The sequence below is a fragment of the Ruminococcus sp. OM06-36AC genome (assembly GCF_003438725.1).
GTDB classification, from domain to species: domain Bacteria; phylum Bacillota; class Clostridia; order Oscillospirales; family Ruminococcaceae; genus Ruminococcus_C; species Ruminococcus_C callidus.
The window spans coordinates 101,746-120,515 of sequence record NZ_QSTT01000001.1; the positions used below are offsets into that span (position 1 = coordinate 101,746).

Genomic DNA, 18,770 nt, shown 5'->3' on the forward strand with positions numbered 1-18,770 from the left:
CTTTTGAGTTATGATAAAATGATTAGAAAATTGCTCAAGTGTGCATTAGTCTGCATACGGCAGCTGCTTTACCAGAGATACCAGGAACTTCAGCAAAGCGACTGCATCGTTGGAAGCGATTTCGCCATCGCCGTCACAGTCTGCATTTGCCTTCTGCTGACGGGTGCCCAGTGTTACAACACCGGCAATTGCCTTGTTCAGCATAACTGCATCGGTAATGTCTACACGGCTGTCGCAGTTCACATCGCCATACAGCGGAATGATCACTTCTTCTGTCGTAGTGGTGGTTTCTGTAGAACCAACGGTAGCAGTGGTTTTTTCTGTTGTAGAAGTAGGCTTTGCTGTGGTAGTAGTCGTTGCACTGGTTGTGGTAGTGGTGGTTGTTTCAGCTGTTGTAACAGTAGTCTGCTGCGGCAGCACGTTTACAATAACTTCCTTTGTCTGACCGCCCGGTGTGGTAACTGTCAGCGTGCTAGAGCCAACATTTTTACCAGTGATAACCAGCTTCAGAGCGTCGTCCTTGTCTGCTGCTACACCTGCAACGGTTCTGTCTGCCATGGTGCCGGTGCAGTTCGGAATGTTCACTGTCAGAGTTTCGCTTTCGCCGATCACAACATCGATAGAATCCTGTACTTCGAGAGTATCCTCGAACATATCCAGCTTCTTCTCGTTGTTCTTGTCGTCTGCTGCATAGAAAACGGTTACGTTGTTAATGGTGTACTTGCTGGATTCCTTGCTGCCCAGACCTGCATACCAGACGCCGAAGCTCAGATGTGCATCTTCCGATTCGGTATCCACTGCATTCAGTGCATTCAGCAGGTTGCCGGTTTCTTCCTGACGGATTCCCTCAGCAACAGACGGCGGCATGATCCACATATAGGTATAAGTCTTTGTACCGGAAGCGTCTTTGTACGCCTCATCTGCCAATGTGTCATCGTTAGAGTCCGGACGATTGCCTGCGGTGCTCTTTTCCCAATACAGCATTGCCGAAGTTGTGCTGTTCAGACCTTCATTCTTAAACAGGTCATCAGACTGGAACCAGTTGTCAGGAAATCCAGCTTTTTCCAGCATCGTGGTACCTGCACCAACCAGAACCTGATTTGCTTCCTGATCGGTAGTTACATCGAACTGTACTGCATATACGTCAGCAGTCTTTTCATACTTCATGCCGAAATCTGCATACGGGATCTCCGCAGCTGTACCGGTCATTTCAGTACCTGCATTCTTCACAGAAGCAGAACCGCTGTACGGGAATGTAATGCTTTCTTCATAAGTCAGGGCTGCGGAAACAATGCTGCAGTCCACAAACTTGCCGCCCTTCAGAGCTGCATACCACAGCTGGAAGGAAATCTGGCTCTTTTCTGCCAGTGTTTCGCAGTCAACGACCTGTTCCGGAACGTCCCACGTAACTGTGAAGTAGCTGCCCATCTCCTGTTTTGCCAGATCAGTGCCGCCGCCAACTTTGAAGTCGCCTTCGCCGTTGCCCCACTTTACGCCGGCTTCGGTGCATTCTGCCAGTGTTTCTGCACCAACATCATTGTACCAATAGCCTACCGTCTTGGCTACGCCGCCTTCGCCGGAACCGCCCTTCAGACCAGCCTGCTCCTTCGCATACTCTGTATCTGCAAGGCTCTTATACTTCACGTTCAGACCGCCGCCATACATAAAGCGGTTCACATTTGCACTTTCATCGTCCAGCTTGATGGTAACGCTCAGGGACTTTACCTTTGCATTGCTGGCAACAGTTGCACCCGGAATGAAATTGAATTCACCATAAGTAAACTTGTGGCTGTTCAGCGGCAGACCAGCTTCACGAATCTGCGATTCAGATTCATAAGCCACACCGTTGTTCTTTTCTTTGAATGCATCAGAAGCATAATATTCTTCGCTGCAGTTGTCACCCGGTGTCAGCTTGATGTCCAGATTATCCAGCTTCAGGGAGTGCAGCGACTTAACAGTCATAGTGTCACCGTTCTGCTCTACGGAACTGATCTCACCGTTGCCGTTTGCACTGGAGTAGTACAGACCGCCGGTGTTTTCCTCGCCCTTCGGCAGAGTCGGGTCAACGACCTTGATCCACCACGGCTTTTCACCGTTGCTGGTATCTTCCGTACCGTTTACCGTAATAGAAACCAGTTCAATGCTGGCATCCTGTGTACGGGTGGACTGGTCTTCTTCGTCAATCAGTCCGGTATAGCAGTTCTGGAACTGGAACTTTGCATCCTTATTGCTAGTCAGCTCCTTGGCTACGCTGGACGGCAGTTCTACAACTACAGAGAATTCCTTGGCATACGGTGTGCACTTGATAGCACCCTTGGAATCCGTTTTCTCAAAGCCCCACCAGTAGCCGTTTGCCTTGGTGTCCGATGCACCAAAGTAGTAGGAGAAATCTGTGACCATCTGATCAGACTTCAGATTAAACTGCAAGGTGGTGATGCTGTCGCCGCAAATATCCGCCGGCGACTTGCCCTCGGTATCTGTAAACGAAGTATACTTATCAGTTGCAGCCTTGCACAGATATGTGCACTTGTCTGCGTTCAGCGGATTGTCCTTGTCCTCCGGATTCGGAACGGAGGTTTCCAGTGTCTTTCCGATCGTTACAGTACTTCCTGCTGCTTCAACAAAAAAGCTGCCGGAAGTAACTGTAACAGAACTTGCCACCATAAGTGCACTGACAAGCAGTGCACTGACTCTTTTGCGAATGATCTTGCTCATATATATCGCTCCTTTTTCTTTTAATTGGTTTTCATCAGTCCCAATTTCTTTTGTATGCACGAATGTCAGCTGATATGCAATCAGCTGTCTTATTGTCCGTCGTGGACGGCAGACTGTCCGCGGCGTTTACGCTTCAAAAATGACACATTCATTTTTTAGCTATACACTATTATAACAACTTTCCCCTCGAATGTAAATGTATAAACTATTAACATTCGAACTTGACAGGAGAATTTATGTGTTTTGTTTTGTGCATGTTGCATAAAAGTATTTCACATAGAAACAAAAATACGACTTTAAATAAAAAAAGAAAAGGCAGCTCTTTGAAACGCCGCCTTTTCATTTATACTTTATCCAATTTTTCCCTTGTTAATGATTGCTATTTTCCGACAGATCTGACTGCGTTTGTTCGGAATTCACAGTCGGATTGCCCGATGTCCGCACGCCCTGCACCGCAACACGATAATCACCAGTTGCCCATACGGTATTGTACTTGCTGCAAGTGATCGTAGGCGTATAATTAAAGGTCACCGTGTCACCGTCTACGGCTCCCGCCTGCGTGGAGTAACTCAGCAGATCCACGTTGGCGGTGAGGTCGCTGGCATCCAGCGTTTCCATCACATCAGCCGGACCGATAATGCTGACTTTCAGCTGCTGGGTCAACACATTGAAATTATACGTTGCCGGTGCGTTGACTACGCCAATATCCGAGATGACAAAATCCTTTTTCACAAGATCTGTGGAATCCAGTGCCAATGTCACGGTAGAGAATCCGGACTGGTTCACATAGTCGTCCGGCACATTGACTACGAAGTCATTGGAGTAGTTCAGATCAATATCCCGCAGAGCCACTGAACCAATGTTGAACTCGCTCATTTCCTCCATAGAGGTATTGGGTGCTGCGAGGGTAATCTGCTGTTCTGACAGGTTCAGCCGCTTTTTCAGAGCTTCCAGATCGAAGTTTGCCGGTGCATTGGTGATCTGATAGGTGATGTCCATGGTTTTCTGATACAGTACCGGCACTTCCAGCGAGAACGCCGCCACATCATAGGTAAAATCTGTGGAGTCTACCTGTGTGCCTGCTTCATTATAGAAGAGCAGCGTATCTGTGGTCAGAATTTTGGAGGCACTCAGCTGCTCCTTTTGCTGGGTTTCTGCCACGCAGTATGCCACTTGATTCAGCTGCTGCTGGGGACCGGTGACATCAATGGTAGACGGTGTGCAGGCGAAGTTCTCCTCGTCCAGCACACAGCCGTCTGCAAATGTCAGATTCGGAGCAGAAGCCTTGATCTCAAAGGTATAGGTTTCGATTTTATCAAAGGTCACATTCACTGTAGCGGGCGAAATGGACTTGACATTGAACTGTTCGTTTTCATTGCCGCTGACCGTAATGGAAAGCTTTTTCGTGCCGGCAGAGGTGACATTTTCCACCACAGCCGTTGCCGTCAGATTGTTCGCATCAATGTTGCCCACCTTGGAGCGATTGCCCTCGATCTGGACCGTCACGTCCTGTACGTCATAGTCGATGACGCTGAGTCCGTTTTCCTCGGCAGAAGTGCCGGCAATTTCCACTTTCAGCGGCACATGGTGCAGGGTACGGGGTGTGGTCGGATAAATGGCAATGGAGATCACAAACCAGAGAACAATGGCAATCGCCACCGAAGTTGCCATCATTGCCGGACGGCTCTCGTACAGCCGCTGGAACAATGTCCCATTAGTGCCGCTGCTCCGATTCTTCTGTGATGTCTTTTTCTGTCGGTTCTTCCAGAGATTTTTGGGCATTGTCCTTCTCCTTTCCGTCGTCCTTGTGGTGCCGTTTGAGGAACGGGATCTTCCGTGCCACCTTTCCGATCGTGGTTTCCTCGCTGGCGGTAATCAGCCGCTTGGTCAGAAGCTGGTGGAGGGATTCCCGCGTAAAGCCGCTTTTCAGCACGCCGTTTTCCGCCACGGAAATGGCACCGGTTTCCTCTGAAACCACGATCACAATGGCATCAGAGTTTTCGCTCATGCCGATCGCCGCACGATGGCGGGAACCCAGCCGCTTATTGATAAGTTCCTCTTTCTGAGGCTTGGGGAGAAAGCATGCAGCCGCCAGAATCTTGCCGTCCCGAATGATCACTGCACCGTCATGCAGCGGCGTTTTGTTGAAAAAGATATTCCCGAATAATTCCTTGCTGGGAATCGCATCGAGTATCGTGCCGTTGTCGATCTGTTCTCCCAGACGTGTCTGCCGTTCAATGACGATCAATGCTCCGGTTGAGGTCGCCGAGAGTTCTACACAGGCATCGCAAATCACATCAATGGTGCGGCTCCACACACCGCTGTCCACGTTGGAGCTGCCGCTGAACCGCAGCCCCAGTTTGGTATACCCTGCCTTTTCCAGCGTTCGCCGCAGCTCCGGCTGGAACAAAATGATCAGAGCGATCAAGCCAATATTCAGCGTTTCGGAAAGAAGATAGGAAATGGCTTTCATGTTGATCCATGAAGCGATAATGTACACGAGAAGCAACAGAAAAATACCCTTGATCAGCTGACCGGCACGTGTTTCCCGTATCAGTTTCATTCCGAGATATACCACATAGGAGAGTACCAGTATATCCAGTATGTCCACCGGCTGTGCTGTTTTGATGACGCTGAAAATCATATCCAGTATATCCCGTAAAGCCATGTGCATCATCTTCCTTTCCGACTTCTGTGGAAACAGGGAACAGAGCCAACAGGCGTGCTCTGTTTCCTGCTTTCCTGTATTTTGTCATTGGCAATTCGTCTATGTAGCAGACAAAAGGCATGCTGTGCCTCCTGTCTGCCGATTTTCTGTTCAAAACATATCCCATATACCTATTGTAACATATCACCGGAATTTTTCAATAGGTTTTCGGGACTTTTCAGAATATTGACATAATTTTTCAGGTTTGCCGCCAGCCGCAGCGTATCTGATGCCCTGCTGAACACCGACGGAGCGAACCGAACTGTTCCGTCCTTGGTGCCCAGCTTTTCGTGAGCCAGCGGTGCACAGTGCAGTCCGGCACGCAGACAGAACCCCTGCCGGTTCAGGTAGTCTGCGGTTTCTTCCGGCGAAGCCCCTGCCACCGTAAAGGAAACAATGGGCACATATGCCACGTCCGGCTGCCGGTAGACCGTGATCTCCGGTATCTCCGCCAGTGCATCGCAGAGCAGCTGGCAGAGGTGGCTCTCGTGACGGTACAAGCCTGCCACCGTCTGCCGCCGCACAAAATCGATGCCGGCACAGAGGGACGCGGCTCCGATCACGTTCAGCGTGCCGCATTCCAGACGATCCGGCAAAAAGTCCGGCTGCTCCGGACTGCGGGAAGCACTGCCTGTGCCGCCCTGCATCAGCGGCTGTATGGGAAATGTGCAGTCTGTCATGAGGATTCCCGTGCCGGTGCTGCCGTACAGCCCCTTGTGACCGGCGGTACACAGGATATGCATGCCGTCCCGTTCCAATGACAGGGGCAGGATCCCGCATGCCTGTGCCCCGTCTGCGATCATGCAGATGTTCCGGCTGCGGCAGAACTGGGCGATTTCCCGATAGGGCAGGATCTGCCCCGTCACGTTGCTGGCAATGGTGCAGACCACCGCCTTGGTATTTGGTCGAACCAATCCCGCCAGCCGCCGCAGCGTTTCGCTGTTGTCGGCAGAAACCTCCAGCATGCTGTAGGTGACCTTTCCTGCCCGTGCCAGTGCCATAATGGGACGGTAGACCGAATTGTGTTCCAGATCGCTGAAGATCACATGGTCGCCGGATTTGAGAATGCCCTGAATTGCCACGTTCAGAGCGTGGGTGCAATTCAGGGTAAAAATCGTATTCTCTACCTTGGCATCAAAAAATTCCGCCACGGTTTCTCTGGCGTGATAGACCAGTTCCGACGTGCGTTCTGCGATCACATGCCCGCCGCGTCCGGCATTTCCATAGCGTACCACTGCATCTGCCACCGCACGGCGAACCTCCGGCGGCTTGGGATACGTGGTCGCTGCATTATCAAAATTGACTGTCACCGGACATCACGCCCCTCCTGAGGACTCCGGAACGGGATCCCCTCTCTGGACAGAAGTGCGAATACACGGCCGCAGTCTGCATTCGCGTTCAGGACAAAGCCGCAGCCCTCTGGCCCCAGATGCTCCAGCCGGTAGATCGCACTGGAGATGCCATGCTGCTGCAACACCCGTTTTGCCTGATTTGCCTGCGTATACGAAACCATTGCCGCCTTACATTCCAACATCTTCTCACCCCTTTGCAATAAAATCGGGGAAACACTTCCCCGTTTCAGTATATGCAAAGGGACAGCAATGGGGTGACAGGAGTTATGGCAATGTTTCCTTTATGCCTTTACCAGCAGGCACACACAGTGAGCAGAAATGCCCAGTCCTTCGCCGGTAAAGCCCAGCTTTTCTTCCGTGGTCGCTTTTACACTGACCTGCTCTGCGGATACGCCGCATGCTGCTGCGATCTTTTCCCGCATGGAGCCGATATAAGGGGCAAGCTTCGGCTTCTGGCACAGCACCGTTGCGTCCAGATTGCCTACTGCGTAGCCCTGTTCCCGCACTTTTTCCACCACCAGTTCCAGCAGCTTCAAACTGTCAGCACCGGCATAGGCAGGATCTGTATCGGGGAAATGCTTGCCGATGTCCCCCAGTGCCAACGCCCCCAGCAGAGCATCGGAAACCGCATGGAGCAGCACGTCTGCATCAGAGTGCCCCAGCAGTCCCTTTTCATAGGGAATCTCTACGCCGCCCAGAATCAGCTTTCTGTTTTCCACAAGGCGGTGCACGTCATAGCCGTGCCCGATCCGAAACGGTAATCTCTCCATTTATGCTTCCTCCTTCTGCCGTGCCAGCAGAATCTCTGCAATGGCAATGTCCTCCGGCGTAGTGATCTTGATGTTGGTATAGTCCCCCTCGGTCATGTAGACCTTGCAGTTGATCGCCTCGATCAACTGGCAGTCATCGGTGAAATCCAGTGCATGCTCCTCGGCAAACGTCACTGCTTCAAAGTACAGCTGCCGCTTGAACACCTGCGGTGTCTGGGTGATGTACAGATGAGGACGGTACGGGGTGTCCACGATCAGCCGGTCGTTGACAACTTTAATGGTATCTTTCACCGGTACGCCCAGCGTTGCCCCGCCGAATACAGACGCGTCCTGAATCACCTGTGCGATCTGCTCCGTTTTGACCAGCGGTCTTGCACCGTCGTGTACGGCGATCATTGTCGTGCCCTTGGACAGTGCCCGCAGTCCGCACATAACGCTTTCCTGTCGGGTCGAACCGCCGGCAACAATGGCGTGAAACTTGGTGATGCCGCACTGCTCTGCGGTTTCCCGAATGGCATCATGGTCGGCAGGGCGTGCCACTACAATGATCTCTGCCACTCTGGGGCAGGCTTCAAATGCACGCATGCTCATACCGATGACGTTAGTATCTCCCAGCGGGAGAAGAATCTTATTTTTCCCCTGCATTCTGGTGGCGTTTCCGGCACACACCAGAATGACAGAGGTATCTTGTGTCTGTGACATGGTCATCTTTCCTTTCCATCTTTCCAAAAAAGGGCACAGGTTCCTATTGAAACCGGTACCCTTTTGGCTTATAGATTATGCAGCTTATAAGAAAGCGTCATCAGGCTGTCGTCCAGATGCATGGTCACAACCTGTGCCTGCTCCACGGCGAGGTCACAGTGACTGAAATTCCACAGTCCCCGTACTCCCAGCGAAACCAGCCGTTCCGCCACTGCCTGTGCCGATTCTTTCGGCAGACACAGCACCGCAGCTGCCGGCTGATTGGCAGCACAAAAATCATCCAATTCGTCCATGGACTGGATCGGCAGTCCGGCAAGCTGTCTGCCGATGAGTTCCGGCTTGATGTCGAAAATCCCCACCAGCCGGAAGCCACGCTGTTCAAAGCGGACGTTTTCCGAAACCACTTTTCCCAGACTGCCTGCACCGACCACGATCGCCGGAAGCTGTTCCGTCAGACCCATGATCTTCTGTAAATTTTCCCGCAGTTCCACCACGGAATAGCCGCTGCCCTGCTGTCCGAAACAGCCGAAACAGCAGAGATCCTGCCGAATCTGCGATGCCGTCATACCCAGCCGCCTGCCCAGTTCCCGCGAGGAAGTGCGGACCTGTCCGTTTCGTTCCAGTTCGCCCAGAAGCCGATAATAACGGGGCAGCCGCCGCACGACAGACGACGATGCATCATATTTTTGTGTCAAACGAATCGCTCTCCTATAAACCGATTTCCATTCTGTAAGCCGGTTCTTACGCCATCAGCTTTACCAGACGCTCGTTGATTGCTTCCAGGAATTCCTTGGAGTTGACCTTCTTCTTATTCTCCAGCTTGGAGATCAGATACAGGTCGCCGGTCATGACACCGTCTTCGATCGTCTGAATGGTTGCCTTTTCCAGCTTGTCTGCGAAAGCGATCAGTTCCGGCAGGTTGTCCATTTCGCCGCGTTTCCGCAGTGCACCGCTCCATGCAAAGATCGTTGCCACAGAGTTGGTGGAAGTTTCTTCGCCCTTGAGGTACTTGTAATAGTGCCGCTGCACAGTGCCGTGTGCAGCCTCATATTCATAGATGCCGTCCGGAGAAACCAGAACAGAAGTCATCATTGCCAGAGAGCCATAAGCGGTGGAAACCATATCGGACATTACATCGCCGTCATAGTTCTTGCAAGCCCAGATGTAGCCGCCGTGAGAACGAATCACACGAGCCACTGCATCGTCGATCAGAGTGTAGAAATATTCAATGCCTGCTGCTTCGAACTTTTCCTTGTACTCGTTGTCGTAGATCTCCTGGAAAATATCCTTGAAGGTGTGGTCGTACTTCTTGGAAATGGTATCTTTGGTTGCAAACCAAACGTCCTGATGCAGATCCAGACCATAGTTGAAGCATGCCCGTGCAAAGCCAGCAATCGAGTTGTTCTTGTTGTGCAGGCCCTGAATGATGCCGTCGGTATCCTCAAAGTTGAAGATCAGTTCGCGGCTCTCGTTGCCCTCTGCATCGGTAACGACCAGTTCTGCCTTAGAGCCCTGCTTTACCTTCATTTCGGTGTTCTTATACACATCACCGTAAGCGTGACGGGCAATGGTGATCGGAGCAGTCCAAGTCGGGATATACGGCTCTACGCCCTTTACCAGAATCGGAGTACGGAAAACGGTGCCGTCCAGAATGGCACGAATGGTGCCGTTCGGGCTTTTCCACATCTGGGACAGGTTGTATTCCGGCATTCTTGCAGCGTTCGGGGTAATGGTGGCACACTTGACAGCAACGCCGTACTTCTTGGTGGCGTTGGCACTGTCTACCGTTACCTGATCCTTGGTCTTTTCCCGATATTCCAGCCCCAGATCGTAGTATTCGGTCTTCAGGTCTACATACGGTGTCAGCAGAATGTCCTTGATCCACTGCCACAGAACACGGGTCATCTCGTCGCCGTCCATCTCGACCAGCGGCGTTTTCATCTGAATTTTTGCCATTTGATTTTCCTCCTCAAATTGTTTCTCATTGCGTTTAGGCAATACCGCACAAAGATTGTGCGACAGATGCGTCGTCAAATTTTTCGTCAGATGAAACAAAAAGCGGAGTGAATACTTGATGTATTCACGAGCATTTTTGTGAAATATGACGGGAAATTTGCAAGCAGATGGCGTGCAAAGTCGCCAGACGCTCTTTGTGCGGTATTGCCTTCATACTTTTCACTGCGTTTCTGTTCAGGCATTACAATGTTTCCGCCGGAGCAATGCGGTGTCCGGCTTGTTCTGCCAACGCAGAAATTTTGTCATATTCCGCGGTTGTCACCAAAATCAACTGTAAGTCATCACTGTCAATGTCCACGCCGCAGAGCAGCATGCACTGCCGGATTGCTGCGGCTGATGCAGTCGGCTATCGCCAGGACACACGGCATATCAGATACCTGCTCCGGTGCTTTTTTCTTTTTGAAGAATCCGAACATGCTTGTCCACACCTTTCCTACAGGCTCTTATTTTTTCGCATGGTACAGTGCCCATGCAAACAAACCGCCGCCCAGAAGCGTTGCCACGCCCAGAACCGGACGCTGCAAGTAGAACTGCACCACCTCCGGCATTTGCCGGAACAGCAAAAACTGACGGTACAGATACCACAGTAAAACGGGAAGTCCCACTGCGATTGCTGAAAAAGCAATTGCGTATTCCAGAACTGTTTTCCGTTTCATTTTCCGCCGATGCTTCTGCACGGATTTTCGCATGGTGTTGTCCTGCATGGCATCTTCCATGAAAAATATCCGCTTACTTCGGGAAATATCTTCCGTAAACTGCTTTGCCAGATCTTCGAAATGCAGTTCCTGCTGCCTGTCCTGCTTCATTTACGCAAACACCACCCAACGAAGAATCCCCAGCACCAGCAGGTGCAGCGGATAGAACACATAGAAAAACCACTTGTGAAACGGCTTTTTGCTACCGCTTTCGCCGTTGTAGCAATATTGTATTAACGGTATCACCAAAAAGATGCCCAGCTGGAACAGTCCACTCCATATGGGTTCATTTCCCAGCATGCTGACACAGCACACCAGTGTAATACCGCTGAACGTCAGCCATTTTTCCCTGGGATTCTCCCGATACCGGAAAAAGGTCAGTGCATACAGCACATCGAACATCGCCCAGTCGCCAAACACAGACAGGATACAGAGCACCAGCACTGCCAGCCATTTTACGGAAACAGAGCATTTTGCCTTGTCCCAGAACTAGATCGCCAGCAGGCTGAGGAACAGCGTATAGATCACGCCGAACGCCGGACGAATGCCGCCGCTTTCGAAATAGCTGAACGGCAGCCACGAGATCACGGCAAAAATACCCAGCCGCATGGCGTATTTCTTTACGCTGCGGGTATAGTGATACCCCTCCGCCAGCATATACGCCATAGTCGGACCGGTCAGCCGCCCGATGATGTGCATCACCTGCCCCAGCAGCGACGCTGTAGGAACAAATGCCCACGCAATATGGTCAATGAGCATGGCTGCGATCACCAGATATTTCAGCTGGTTGCGGTTGAGAAATCCTTTTGTGTTTGTCATTCCCGTTTCTCCCGATCCTGCCGCAGTTCCCGCAGCAGCTTTCTCAGCACATACAGACCGGCAGCAACCAGCAGCAACAGTACTGCCAGCCCGATTCCGGAAACCGGACGTTCCCGCAGCAGATGCAAATAGTCCATGATGTCATGATCGGTAAGCATTGCATAGACAAAGACGATCATCAACACGGCAAACAAATGATTCCCGTAATCTTTCCGGAATTGCCGGTATCTTTCGATTTTCTTTTTCGTTTCCGGATCAGCCACTTACTTGCTCAGCTTGTCGCGGGTGTAATCCAGCAGACCACCTGCCAGAATGATGTCCTTGGTGCGTCCGGTCAGTTCGCACAGTACCGGAATCTCTGCACCGGTAGTCTTGTTGACCAGTGTCAGTGTGGTTTCGCCGGCTTCGATATGCTTGCGAATATCTGCCAGTTCCAGTACGTCGCCCTGCGAGATCTTCTCATAGTCTGCTTCGTTGACGAAGGTCAGCGGCAGAATGCCGGCGTTGATGAGGTTTGCACGGTGGATACGGGCAAAACTCTTGACCAGAACTGCCTTGACACCCAGATACAGCGGAGCCAGTGCGGCATGCTCACGGGAAGAACCCTGTCCATAGTTGGAGCCGCCTACGATAATGCTCTGTCCCATTTCCTTGGCACGCTTCGGGAATGCTTCATCGCAAACTGTGAAGCAGTGCTGCGAAATTGCCGGAATGTTGGAACGCAGCGGCAGAATCTTTGCACCTGCCGGCATGATGTGGTCGGTGGTGATGTTGTCGCCGACCTTCAGTGAGCAGCCAGCTTCGATCGTTGCTTCCAGCGGAGTCGTTTCCGGAAACGGCTTGATGTTCGGTCCGCGGAGGATCTCCACCTTGTCCATTTCTTCTTCCGGTGCCGGCAGAACGATCATGTTGTCGTTGACGGTGAATTTTTCCGGCAGCACGAAGTCCGGCATTTCGCCCAGTTCTCTCGGGTCGCTCAGATAACCGGTCAGTGCAGAATATGCAGCCAGTTCCGGAGAAACCAGATAGATCTGACCGTCCTTGGTTCCGGAGCGTCCGAGGAAGTTCCGGTTAAAGGTACGCAGGGAAATACCGCCGGAGTTCGGGGACTGTCCCATACCGATGCACGGACCGCAGGCACTTTCCAGAATTCTTGCACCGGCTGCGATCAGGGTGCCCAGAATGCCCATATCTGCCATCATGTTCAGCACCTGCTTGGAGCCAGGAGCGATTGCCAGAGAAACGTCCGGATTGACAGTCTTGCCCTTGAGGATATGAGCCACTTTCATCATATCCAGCAGGGAGGAGTTGGTGCAGGAGCCGATGCAGACCTGATCGATCTTCAGCTTGCCGATCTCTGCCACGGTCTTGACATTGTCCGGAGAATGCGGACATGCAGCCAAGGGCACCAGTTCGCTCAGATCAATGTGCAGTTCTTCATCATAAACTGCATCGGCATCTGCCTTCTGTTCGCTCCAGACTTCGCCTCTGCCCTGTGCTTCGAGAAACTGCTTGGTCACCTCGTCCGACGGGAAAATAGAAGTGGTCGCACCCAGTTCTGCACCCATGTTGGTAATGGTTGCACGTTCCGGAACAGACAGAGTCTTGACGCCCTCGCCGCAGTATTCAATGACCTTGCCGACACCGCCCTTTACGGACATGCGACGCAGTACTTCCAGAATGACATCTTTTGCCGCTACCCACGGGGACAGCTTGCCGGTCAGCTCTACCTTTACCACCTTTGGGCAGGTAATGTAGTAAGTACCGCCGCCCATTGCCACTGCAACGTCCAGACCGCCGGCACCCATCGCGATCATACCGATACCGCCGCCAGTCGGGGTATGGCTGTCAGAGCCGATCAGAGTCTTTCCCGGAACGCCGAAACGCTCCAGATGTACCTGATGGCAGATACCGTTGCCGGGACGGGAAAAATAAATGCCGTGCTTCTTTGCAACGCTGCCGATAAAGCGGTGGTCATCTGCATTTTCAAAGCCGTTCTGGAGGGTGTTGTGGTCGATGTATGCCACGCTGCGTTCTGTACGTACACGCGGAACGCCCATTGCCTCAAATTCCAGATATGCCATTGTACCGGTTGCGTCCTGTGTCAGGGTCTGGTCGATCCGGATTCCGATTTCGGAACCCTTTACCATTTCACCTTCCACCAGATGTGCTTTCAGGATCTTTTCCGTCAGGGTCAGTCCCATTCAATATCATTCCTTTCGTAGTTGGCACTGCAAATACACGGCAAGCCATACATTCACAAGTACGATTCCTTAGGGAAATGCCGCATAAAGCTGCCTGTCGGTGCTACCCTTATCCGACATTTCCATTATACTGTACTATTATAGCAAAAAACAGGCGTAGTTGTCAAGTCTGCGACAGCGGCTTTGAAAAGATGCAAAGGAAAGGATAAAATTTTAAGAAAAAACAGAAGTCTCCGGCATCTGTAACGCAAAACAACCCGCAGGCATACACCTGCGGGCTGTCACATATTCGTCAATATTTTCTGTTATGCTCCGGCTTTTTCCAGACTGTACACATGGTCGCCGCTTAGCCGCTTTTCGAAATCGTCGTGAGGCAGCGGACGGTCGAACAGGAAGCCCTGTGCCATACAGCAGTGCATGCCCCGCAGGAATTCCGCCTGCTTGACAGTTTCCACGCCCTCTGCAATGACTTCCATGTCCAGTTCATTCACCATTTTGATGATGTTCTTGATGACGATCACATCATTTTTCCGGTGATTCTCCAAGCTGCTGAGGAACGATTTATCCAGCTTGATAATATCCACGTTCAGATCTTTCAGCAGATTCAACGAGGAATAACCTGTACCGAAGTCGTCAATAGAGGTGCTCACGCCGTTGGCACGCATTGCCCTGACGAAATTGAGCAGGGTTTCATAGTTCTCATAGCCGGACATCTCGGTCAGTTCTACTTCGATATACTTGGGAGGAATTTCGTATTTCTGAAGCACCGCCAGAATTTCTTCTGCCAGATGTGGATTTTGCAGATGCACCTTGGAAAAGTTGACAGAGATCCGCACCGGTTCGATGCCTTTCGCCTTCCAGTCCCGCACATCTCGGCAAACCTGTTCCAGCACATAGAAGTCCAGCTTGCAGACGCTGCCTTCCCGTTCCAGTACCGGAATGAAGTTCATCGGCGGCACCATAGCACCGTCACGGAACCAGCGTACTAACGCTTCACAGCCGCAGAGCTGGTTGTCCACCAAGGTGACTTTCGGCTGATAGTATACCACAAACTCCCGATCTGCCAATGCCTTAGGAAACATCTGGGAAACTTCTTTCTGCCGCAGGGCATTCTCTACCATCTGGTCATCGAAGCAGAAACGATCTGCTTTTCCGGACATCTTCGCCGCATGCATTGCCGTAGAAGCTGCATTGAGACCTTCTCCCATAGACTGTCCCGCCCGCATATCATAAACGCCGATACGGGAACGCAGGTCAAACGTTTTGGTGCCATTTTCGTAAGGGACCGTCACCTGCATACAATCAATTTGTTCCAGCAGTATTCCCATGCGTTCTTTTTTTGCCAGCAGCACAAAGTTGTCGCCGCCCATGCGTGCGAAATATTCGTCTGGTTTCAGCTTCTGCCGTGCCAGCCGTACAAATTCCCGCAGCACCATATCACCCTGCCGTGCTCCTACGGCACGGTTGATGTAATTGAAATTCTTAATGTTCAGAAATGCACAGGCATACTCCTGCAATTTTCCCTGTGCCAGCAGTTTTCCGCCGGTTTCGTTGATGCCGCGGGTGTTGAGAGCACCGGTCAGCAGATCCGTCACTGCAATGCATTCCAGAAGCTGCACCAGCTTTACCCGTTCCAGCAGCAGGAACAACTGACGGGACAGAAACAACAGCATTTGCTCCTGTATCGGACTCCATGCAGTGCCTTTTACGGGATAATATTCAAAAACGGCACTACAGGTTTCGTCCATCTGCACATGTTCCCGACAGCAAGGCTCATCAAAACCTTCTTCATTCTCATAGAGCAAGAACCGTTCGTCCTGTCCCTCAGGATCCAGTATAGACGGAGCCACGATCAAACGGATTTCAAACTTTCCCAGCGGAAAAAGATGCACTATTTCCTGCATCTGCTCTTTCAGCAGCGAAAACAGTTCTTCTACTGTTTTCACGTTCTTCTGCAGTTTGTCGAACAACTGACAGTAACTCTTCACATGAAAGTCCATATCCATACAATCACCTCGTTATGCATTTTCAGCCCTTTCTCGAAATCAACCTCTATATATTTTTACTATAACACATTTTTTGCACCTTGTCAATCAATGACAGAAAACAAATTGACTTTTACAGAATGTTTGTCCATTATCATGAAACATGGAAGTGTTTTTTGGCGTTTCCTACAAATTTGACAAATCGCCCGAAATGCGTTACACTAGAGGCAATACCGCACAAAGAGCGTCTGGCGACTTTGCACGCCATCTGCTTGCAAATTTCCCGTCATATTTCACAAAAATGCTCGTGAATACATCCAGTATTCACTCCGCTTTTTGTTTCATCTGACGAAAAATTTGACGACGCATCTGTCGCACAATCTTTGTGCGGTATTGCCTAGAGTATGTTCCCCCTAGGGGAACCGCTGAATATTTCATAGAACGGACGTGAAACCTGTGCAAACTACCCTGCAAAATCTTTCATTCAGTCTGAATGCCACCATTCCGATCTTTCTCATGATGGTATTCGGCGGTCTGATGAAAAAAGTCGGACTGCTGGACGACCACACCACCGCCAAGCTGAACCAGTTTGTCTTTAAGGCACTGCTGCCGGTACTGCTGTTCATGGACTTGTCCAAGGCAGATTTTCAGACAGTGTGGGACGGCAAATTCGTGCTGTTCTGCTTTTTTGCCACACTGCTTAGTATCAGCATTGCCTTTCTCCTGTCCCTGCCGCGAAAAGACTGGGCAGAACGGGGCGAGATCATTCAGGCATCTTACCGCAGCAGTGCCGCCATTCTGGGAATCGCCTTTGTCAACAACATCTACGGACACGCCACCATGGCTGCCCTGATGATCGTGGGGACGGTACCCCTGTACAACATCGCCGCCGTCATCATTCTATCCCTGACGGCACCCCACGACGGTGACGCTCCCAACGCCAAGAAGCTGCTGCTGCGAACTCTGAAAGACGTGGTGACCAATCCCATTATTCTGGGAATCGCGGTGGGCATGCTCTGGTCTGTCCTGCACATTCCGCAGCCGACGATTCTGCAAAAGTCGGTTTCCTATCTGGGAAATATGGCGACACCGCTGGCACTGATTGCACTGGGAGCATCATTCCGGCTAGAGAATGCCAAGGGCAAGCTGGGGCTGACGCTGGGCATTTCTGCCGCAAAGCTGTTCCTGTTCTGTGCCCTGTTCCTGCCGGCAGCGATCTGGCTGGGATTCCGCACGGAAAAGCTGATCGCCATTCTGGTGATGCTGGGAAGTGCCACCACATGCAGCTGTTTTGTCATGGCGAAAAATATGAAGCATGACGGCACCATTACCGCCTGTGCCGTGATGATGACCACCCTGCTCAGTGCGTTTTCGCTGACGATGTGGCTGTTTGTGATGAAAAGTCTGGGGTATATTTGACAGTCGTTCGGAAAAATGCTATACTAATGTTAAGGCACATGTCATTCATACCACCACTTTCTAAAAAGGGGGCTTTTTTATGACACAAATACAAGAGCAGGCAATTGCACTGATCCGCCAGCTGCCTGACAGCAAAATCCAAGCAATTATTACATTGGCGGCTGATGAGCTCCAGCTAACACAGCTGCAAGGAAGTTCTCATGCCATGCAAAAAAAGCAGGCATTCGCCGAATTAGAAGAACTGCATCTGAACTTTCCTGAAAACTTTGATGCAGAATCAGAATTACGGGAGGCTTTGGAAGAAAAATATGGTCGTCTTGATTGATGCAAATATTATTTTAGATTATATTTTAAAGCGAGAGCCTTTTTATGCTGATGCACAAAAAGTAATGCAATTGTGCAGCACAGAAACCGTTGACGGCTATATTGCACTGCACACAATCACAACAATCTGGTATCTGCTTCGCAAACTTCCAGATGCAGTTAGAAGAAATGCTTTAACAGCAATCTGCAATTTGTTGCAAGTTACTGGTACAACACACGAAGAAGTTCTTCATGCAATCCAAATGACCACATTTAAAGATTTTGAAGATTGCATTCAAAGCAAATGTGCAAAATCTGCAAATGCAGATTACATCATTACAAGAAATGTTTCTGATTTTTTAAAATCTGAGATTCCTGTTCTAACACCGCAGGCATTTTACAGTATGTTCTAAACGCTTTTATTGCTTTGTCAAATCCCAATTAGGAAGAAGATAGTAGATTTTATCTGACATTGTTTCATAGAAATTCTGTTCATAAAAGTCTGTGATTTGCCATTTTCCATTCTGTTTTTCTATTTTAAATTTTGTTCCCATCTTAGGACCGCCTTGATTGTCTGTCATTATATTGCCGTCCTTGTCAACAACATCGAAGTGAATCACAACCCAAATGTATCCGGAATGAAAATTATGCAGCGTGTATGTGCGATGAACATCTATGTTTTGTATTTTATAGCCCTCTAAATATTCTTCGATTGACATTTTACGTGTAGGGGAACAATACAGCCGATAATCATCAAAAATTTGATTCCAGTGATATTCTTCATATTTCACTTGATTTTCGTCCAGCAATAGACGTTCTTCCACGGCAAGTTCATGTTCTGACATCACATAATATGTATCATTCTGTACAGCATTTTCTATTTCCAAAACAACGGCATTTGTACTTTGCTGCATCATTATCCATATCGTTGTGATTCCAAGCGTCAAAAGCACGATAATAAAAATTATCACTTTACTTTTTTTGCAACATCTTCGCATTTCCTCACCATTATCCTTACCACATCAAAATCCAAACCGCCGGCACGCAGATTTTTCTGTACGCCGGCGGTTTGCTCATTTATCC

Annotated in this window: 18 protein-coding genes and 1 pseudogene; 3 read left to right on the top strand and 16 right to left on the bottom strand. The window is 50.4% G+C overall.

Translation table 11 applies throughout. The features are described 5' to 3' along the window. Positions 1-45: 45 nt before the first annotated feature. The 15 genes and pseudogenes from DXB92_RS00490 to DXB92_RS00555 form a co-directional block, all read right to left on the bottom strand. Positions 46-2,715: a DUF5620 domain-containing protein gene (locus DXB92_RS00490; protein ID WP_117731723.1), complete on the bottom strand. Its 2,670-nt coding sequence runs from the start codon at positions 2,713-2,715 to the stop codon at positions 46-48. Positions 2,716-3,084: 369 nt separating this feature from the next. Then, on the bottom strand, positions 3,085-4,497 hold the full coding sequence (locus tag DXB92_RS00495) for a CdaR family protein (protein WP_117731726.1): 1,413 nt from the start codon (positions 4,495-4,497) through the stop codon (positions 3,085-3,087). Beyond that, positions 4,430-5,383, bottom strand: a complete 954-nt coding sequence (gene cdaA, locus DXB92_RS00500; protein WP_242823479.1) for a diadenylate cyclase CdaA — start codon at positions 5,381-5,383, stop codon at positions 4,430-4,432. Before cdaA ends, DXB92_RS00495 begins: the two co-directional genes overlap by 68 nt. 170 nt (positions 5,384-5,553) lie before the next feature. Next, the gene (locus tag DXB92_RS00505) at positions 5,554-6,732 is read right to left on the bottom strand and encodes an aminotransferase class V-fold PLP-dependent enzyme (protein ID WP_021680954.1); all 1,179 of its coding nucleotides are present in this window, start codon (positions 6,730-6,732) and stop codon (positions 5,554-5,556) included. Beyond that, positions 6,729-6,956 (bottom strand): hypothetical protein, encoded by a 228-nt coding sequence (locus tag DXB92_RS00510; RefSeq protein WP_117731728.1) that lies wholly within the window; start codon positions 6,954-6,956, stop codon positions 6,729-6,731. The genes DXB92_RS00505 and DXB92_RS00510 overlap by 4 nt, the downstream gene beginning before the upstream one ends. 99 nt (positions 6,957-7,055) lie before the next feature. Continuing rightward, a complete protein-coding gene (gene ispF, locus DXB92_RS14040) occupies positions 7,056-7,544 on the bottom strand; it encodes a 2-C-methyl-D-erythritol 2,4-cyclodiphosphate synthase (RefSeq protein WP_242986575.1) in 489 nt (162 codons plus the stop codon). Beyond that, complete coding sequence (ispD, locus tag DXB92_RS14045; protein ID WP_242986576.1) at positions 7,545-8,246, bottom strand: 2-C-methyl-D-erythritol 4-phosphate cytidylyltransferase; 702 nt, start codon at positions 8,244-8,246, stop codon at positions 7,545-7,547. Positions 8,247-8,314: 68 nt separating this feature from the next. Next, the gene (locus tag DXB92_RS00520) at positions 8,315-8,941 is read right to left on the bottom strand and encodes a redox-sensing transcriptional repressor Rex (RefSeq protein ID WP_117731730.1); all 627 of its coding nucleotides are present in this window, start codon (positions 8,939-8,941) and stop codon (positions 8,315-8,317) included. 46 nt (positions 8,942-8,987) lie between these two features. Further along, complete coding sequence (locus DXB92_RS00525) at positions 8,988-10,202, bottom strand: NADP-dependent isocitrate dehydrogenase (RefSeq protein WP_117731732.1); 1,215 nt, start codon at positions 10,200-10,202, stop codon at positions 8,988-8,990. Positions 10,203-10,443: 241 nt separating this feature from the next. Further along, on the bottom strand, positions 10,444-10,575 hold the full coding sequence (locus tag DXB92_RS14250) for a hypothetical protein (RefSeq protein WP_021680948.1): 132 nt from the start codon (positions 10,573-10,575) through the stop codon (positions 10,444-10,446). A 130-nt stretch (positions 10,576-10,705) separates the two neighbouring features. Then, on the bottom strand, positions 10,706-11,068 hold the full coding sequence (locus tag DXB92_RS00530) for a hypothetical protein (protein ID WP_117731734.1): 363 nt from the start codon (positions 11,066-11,068) through the stop codon (positions 10,706-10,708). Then, a pseudogene (locus DXB92_RS14050) lies at positions 11,069-11,776 on the bottom strand (TraX family protein). It lies immediately after the preceding gene. After that, positions 11,773-12,039: a hypothetical protein gene (locus DXB92_RS00545; RefSeq protein WP_021680944.1), complete on the bottom strand. Its 267-nt coding sequence runs from the start codon at positions 12,037-12,039 to the stop codon at positions 11,773-11,775. Before DXB92_RS00545 ends, DXB92_RS14050 begins: the two are co-directional and overlap by 4 nt. After that, on the bottom strand, positions 12,040-13,980 hold the full coding sequence (locus DXB92_RS00550) for an aconitate hydratase (protein WP_117731739.1): 1,941 nt from the start codon (positions 13,978-13,980) through the stop codon (positions 12,040-12,042). Positions 13,981-14,285: 305 nt separating this feature from the next. Beyond that, positions 14,286-15,980, bottom strand: a complete 1,695-nt coding sequence (locus tag DXB92_RS00555) for a bifunctional diguanylate cyclase/phosphodiesterase (protein ID WP_181976828.1) — start codon at positions 15,978-15,980, stop codon at positions 14,286-14,288. A gap of 441 nt (positions 15,981-16,421) precedes the next feature. Between DXB92_RS00555 and DXB92_RS00560 the strand changes: the two genes are divergently transcribed. The 3 genes from DXB92_RS00560 (at position 16,422) to DXB92_RS00570 (ending at position 18,100) form a co-directional block, all read left to right on the top strand. Beyond that, positions 16,422-17,384, top strand: coding sequence for an AEC family transporter (locus DXB92_RS00560; protein ID WP_347512224.1), 963 nt, complete (start codon positions 16,422-16,424; stop codon positions 17,382-17,384). A gap of 79 nt (positions 17,385-17,463) precedes the next feature. After that, positions 17,464-17,709, top strand: coding sequence for a dihydrodipicolinate reductase (locus DXB92_RS00565; protein WP_117731743.1), 246 nt, complete (start codon positions 17,464-17,466; stop codon positions 17,707-17,709). Beyond that, complete coding sequence (locus DXB92_RS00570) at positions 17,693-18,100, top strand: PIN domain-containing protein (protein WP_117731745.1); 408 nt, start codon at positions 17,693-17,695, stop codon at positions 18,098-18,100. Before DXB92_RS00565 ends, DXB92_RS00570 begins: the two co-directional genes overlap by 17 nt. 6 nt (positions 18,101-18,106) lie before the next feature. Here DXB92_RS00570 and DXB92_RS00575 read toward each other — a convergent pair whose 3' ends face one another. Beyond that, positions 18,107-18,604: a hypothetical protein gene (locus DXB92_RS00575; RefSeq protein ID WP_147329994.1), complete on the bottom strand. Its 498-nt coding sequence runs from the start codon at positions 18,602-18,604 to the stop codon at positions 18,107-18,109. Positions 18,605-18,770: the final 166 nt, after the last annotated feature.

Coding starts and splice junctions, on each gene's coding strand:
- DXB92_RS00490 (WP_117731723.1), bottom strand. CDS start 2,715: ATGAGCAAGATCATTCGCAAAAGAGTCAGTGCACTGCTTGTCAGTGCA.
- DXB92_RS00495 (WP_117731726.1), bottom strand. CDS start 4,497: ATGCCCAAAAATCTCTGGAAGAACCGACAGAAAAAGACATCACAGAAG.
- cdaA (WP_242823479.1), bottom strand. CDS start 5,383: ATGGCTTTACGGGATATACTGGATATGATTTTCAGCGTCATCAAAACA.
- DXB92_RS00510 (WP_117731728.1), bottom strand. CDS start 6,956: ATGTTGGAATGTAAGGCGGCAATGGTTTCGTATACGCAGGCAAATCAG.
- ispF (WP_242986575.1), bottom strand. CDS start 7,544: ATGGAGAGATTACCGTTTCGGATCGGGCACGGCTATGACGTGCACCGC.
- ispD (WP_242986576.1), bottom strand. CDS start 8,246: ATGTCACAGACACAAGATACCTCTGTCATTCTGGTGTGTGCCGGAAAC.
- DXB92_RS00525 (WP_117731732.1), bottom strand. CDS start 10,202: ATGGCAAAAATTCAGATGAAAACGCCGCTGGTCGAGATGGACGGCGAC.
- DXB92_RS14250 (WP_021680948.1), bottom strand. CDS start 10,575: ATGCTGCTCTGCGGCGTGGACATTGACAGTGATGACTTACAGTTGATT.
- DXB92_RS00530 (WP_117731734.1), bottom strand. CDS start 11,068: ATGAAGCAGGACAGGCAGCAGGAACTGCATTTCGAAGATCTGGCAAAG.
- DXB92_RS00550 (WP_117731739.1), bottom strand. CDS start 13,980: ATGGGACTGACCCTGACGGAAAAGATCCTGAAAGCACATCTGGTGGAA.
- DXB92_RS00555 (WP_181976828.1), bottom strand. CDS start 15,980: ATGGACTTTCATGTGAAGAGTTACTGTCAGTTGTTCGACAAACTGCAG.
- DXB92_RS00565 (WP_117731743.1), top strand. CDS start 17,464: ATGACACAAATACAAGAGCAGGCAATTGCACTGATCCGCCAGCTGCCT.
- DXB92_RS00570 (WP_117731745.1), top strand. CDS start 17,693: ATGGTCGTCTTGATTGATGCAAATATTATTTTAGATTATATTTTAAAG.
- DXB92_RS00575 (WP_147329994.1), bottom strand. CDS start 18,604: ATGATGCAGCAAAGTACAAATGCCGTTGTTTTGGAAATAGAAAATGCT.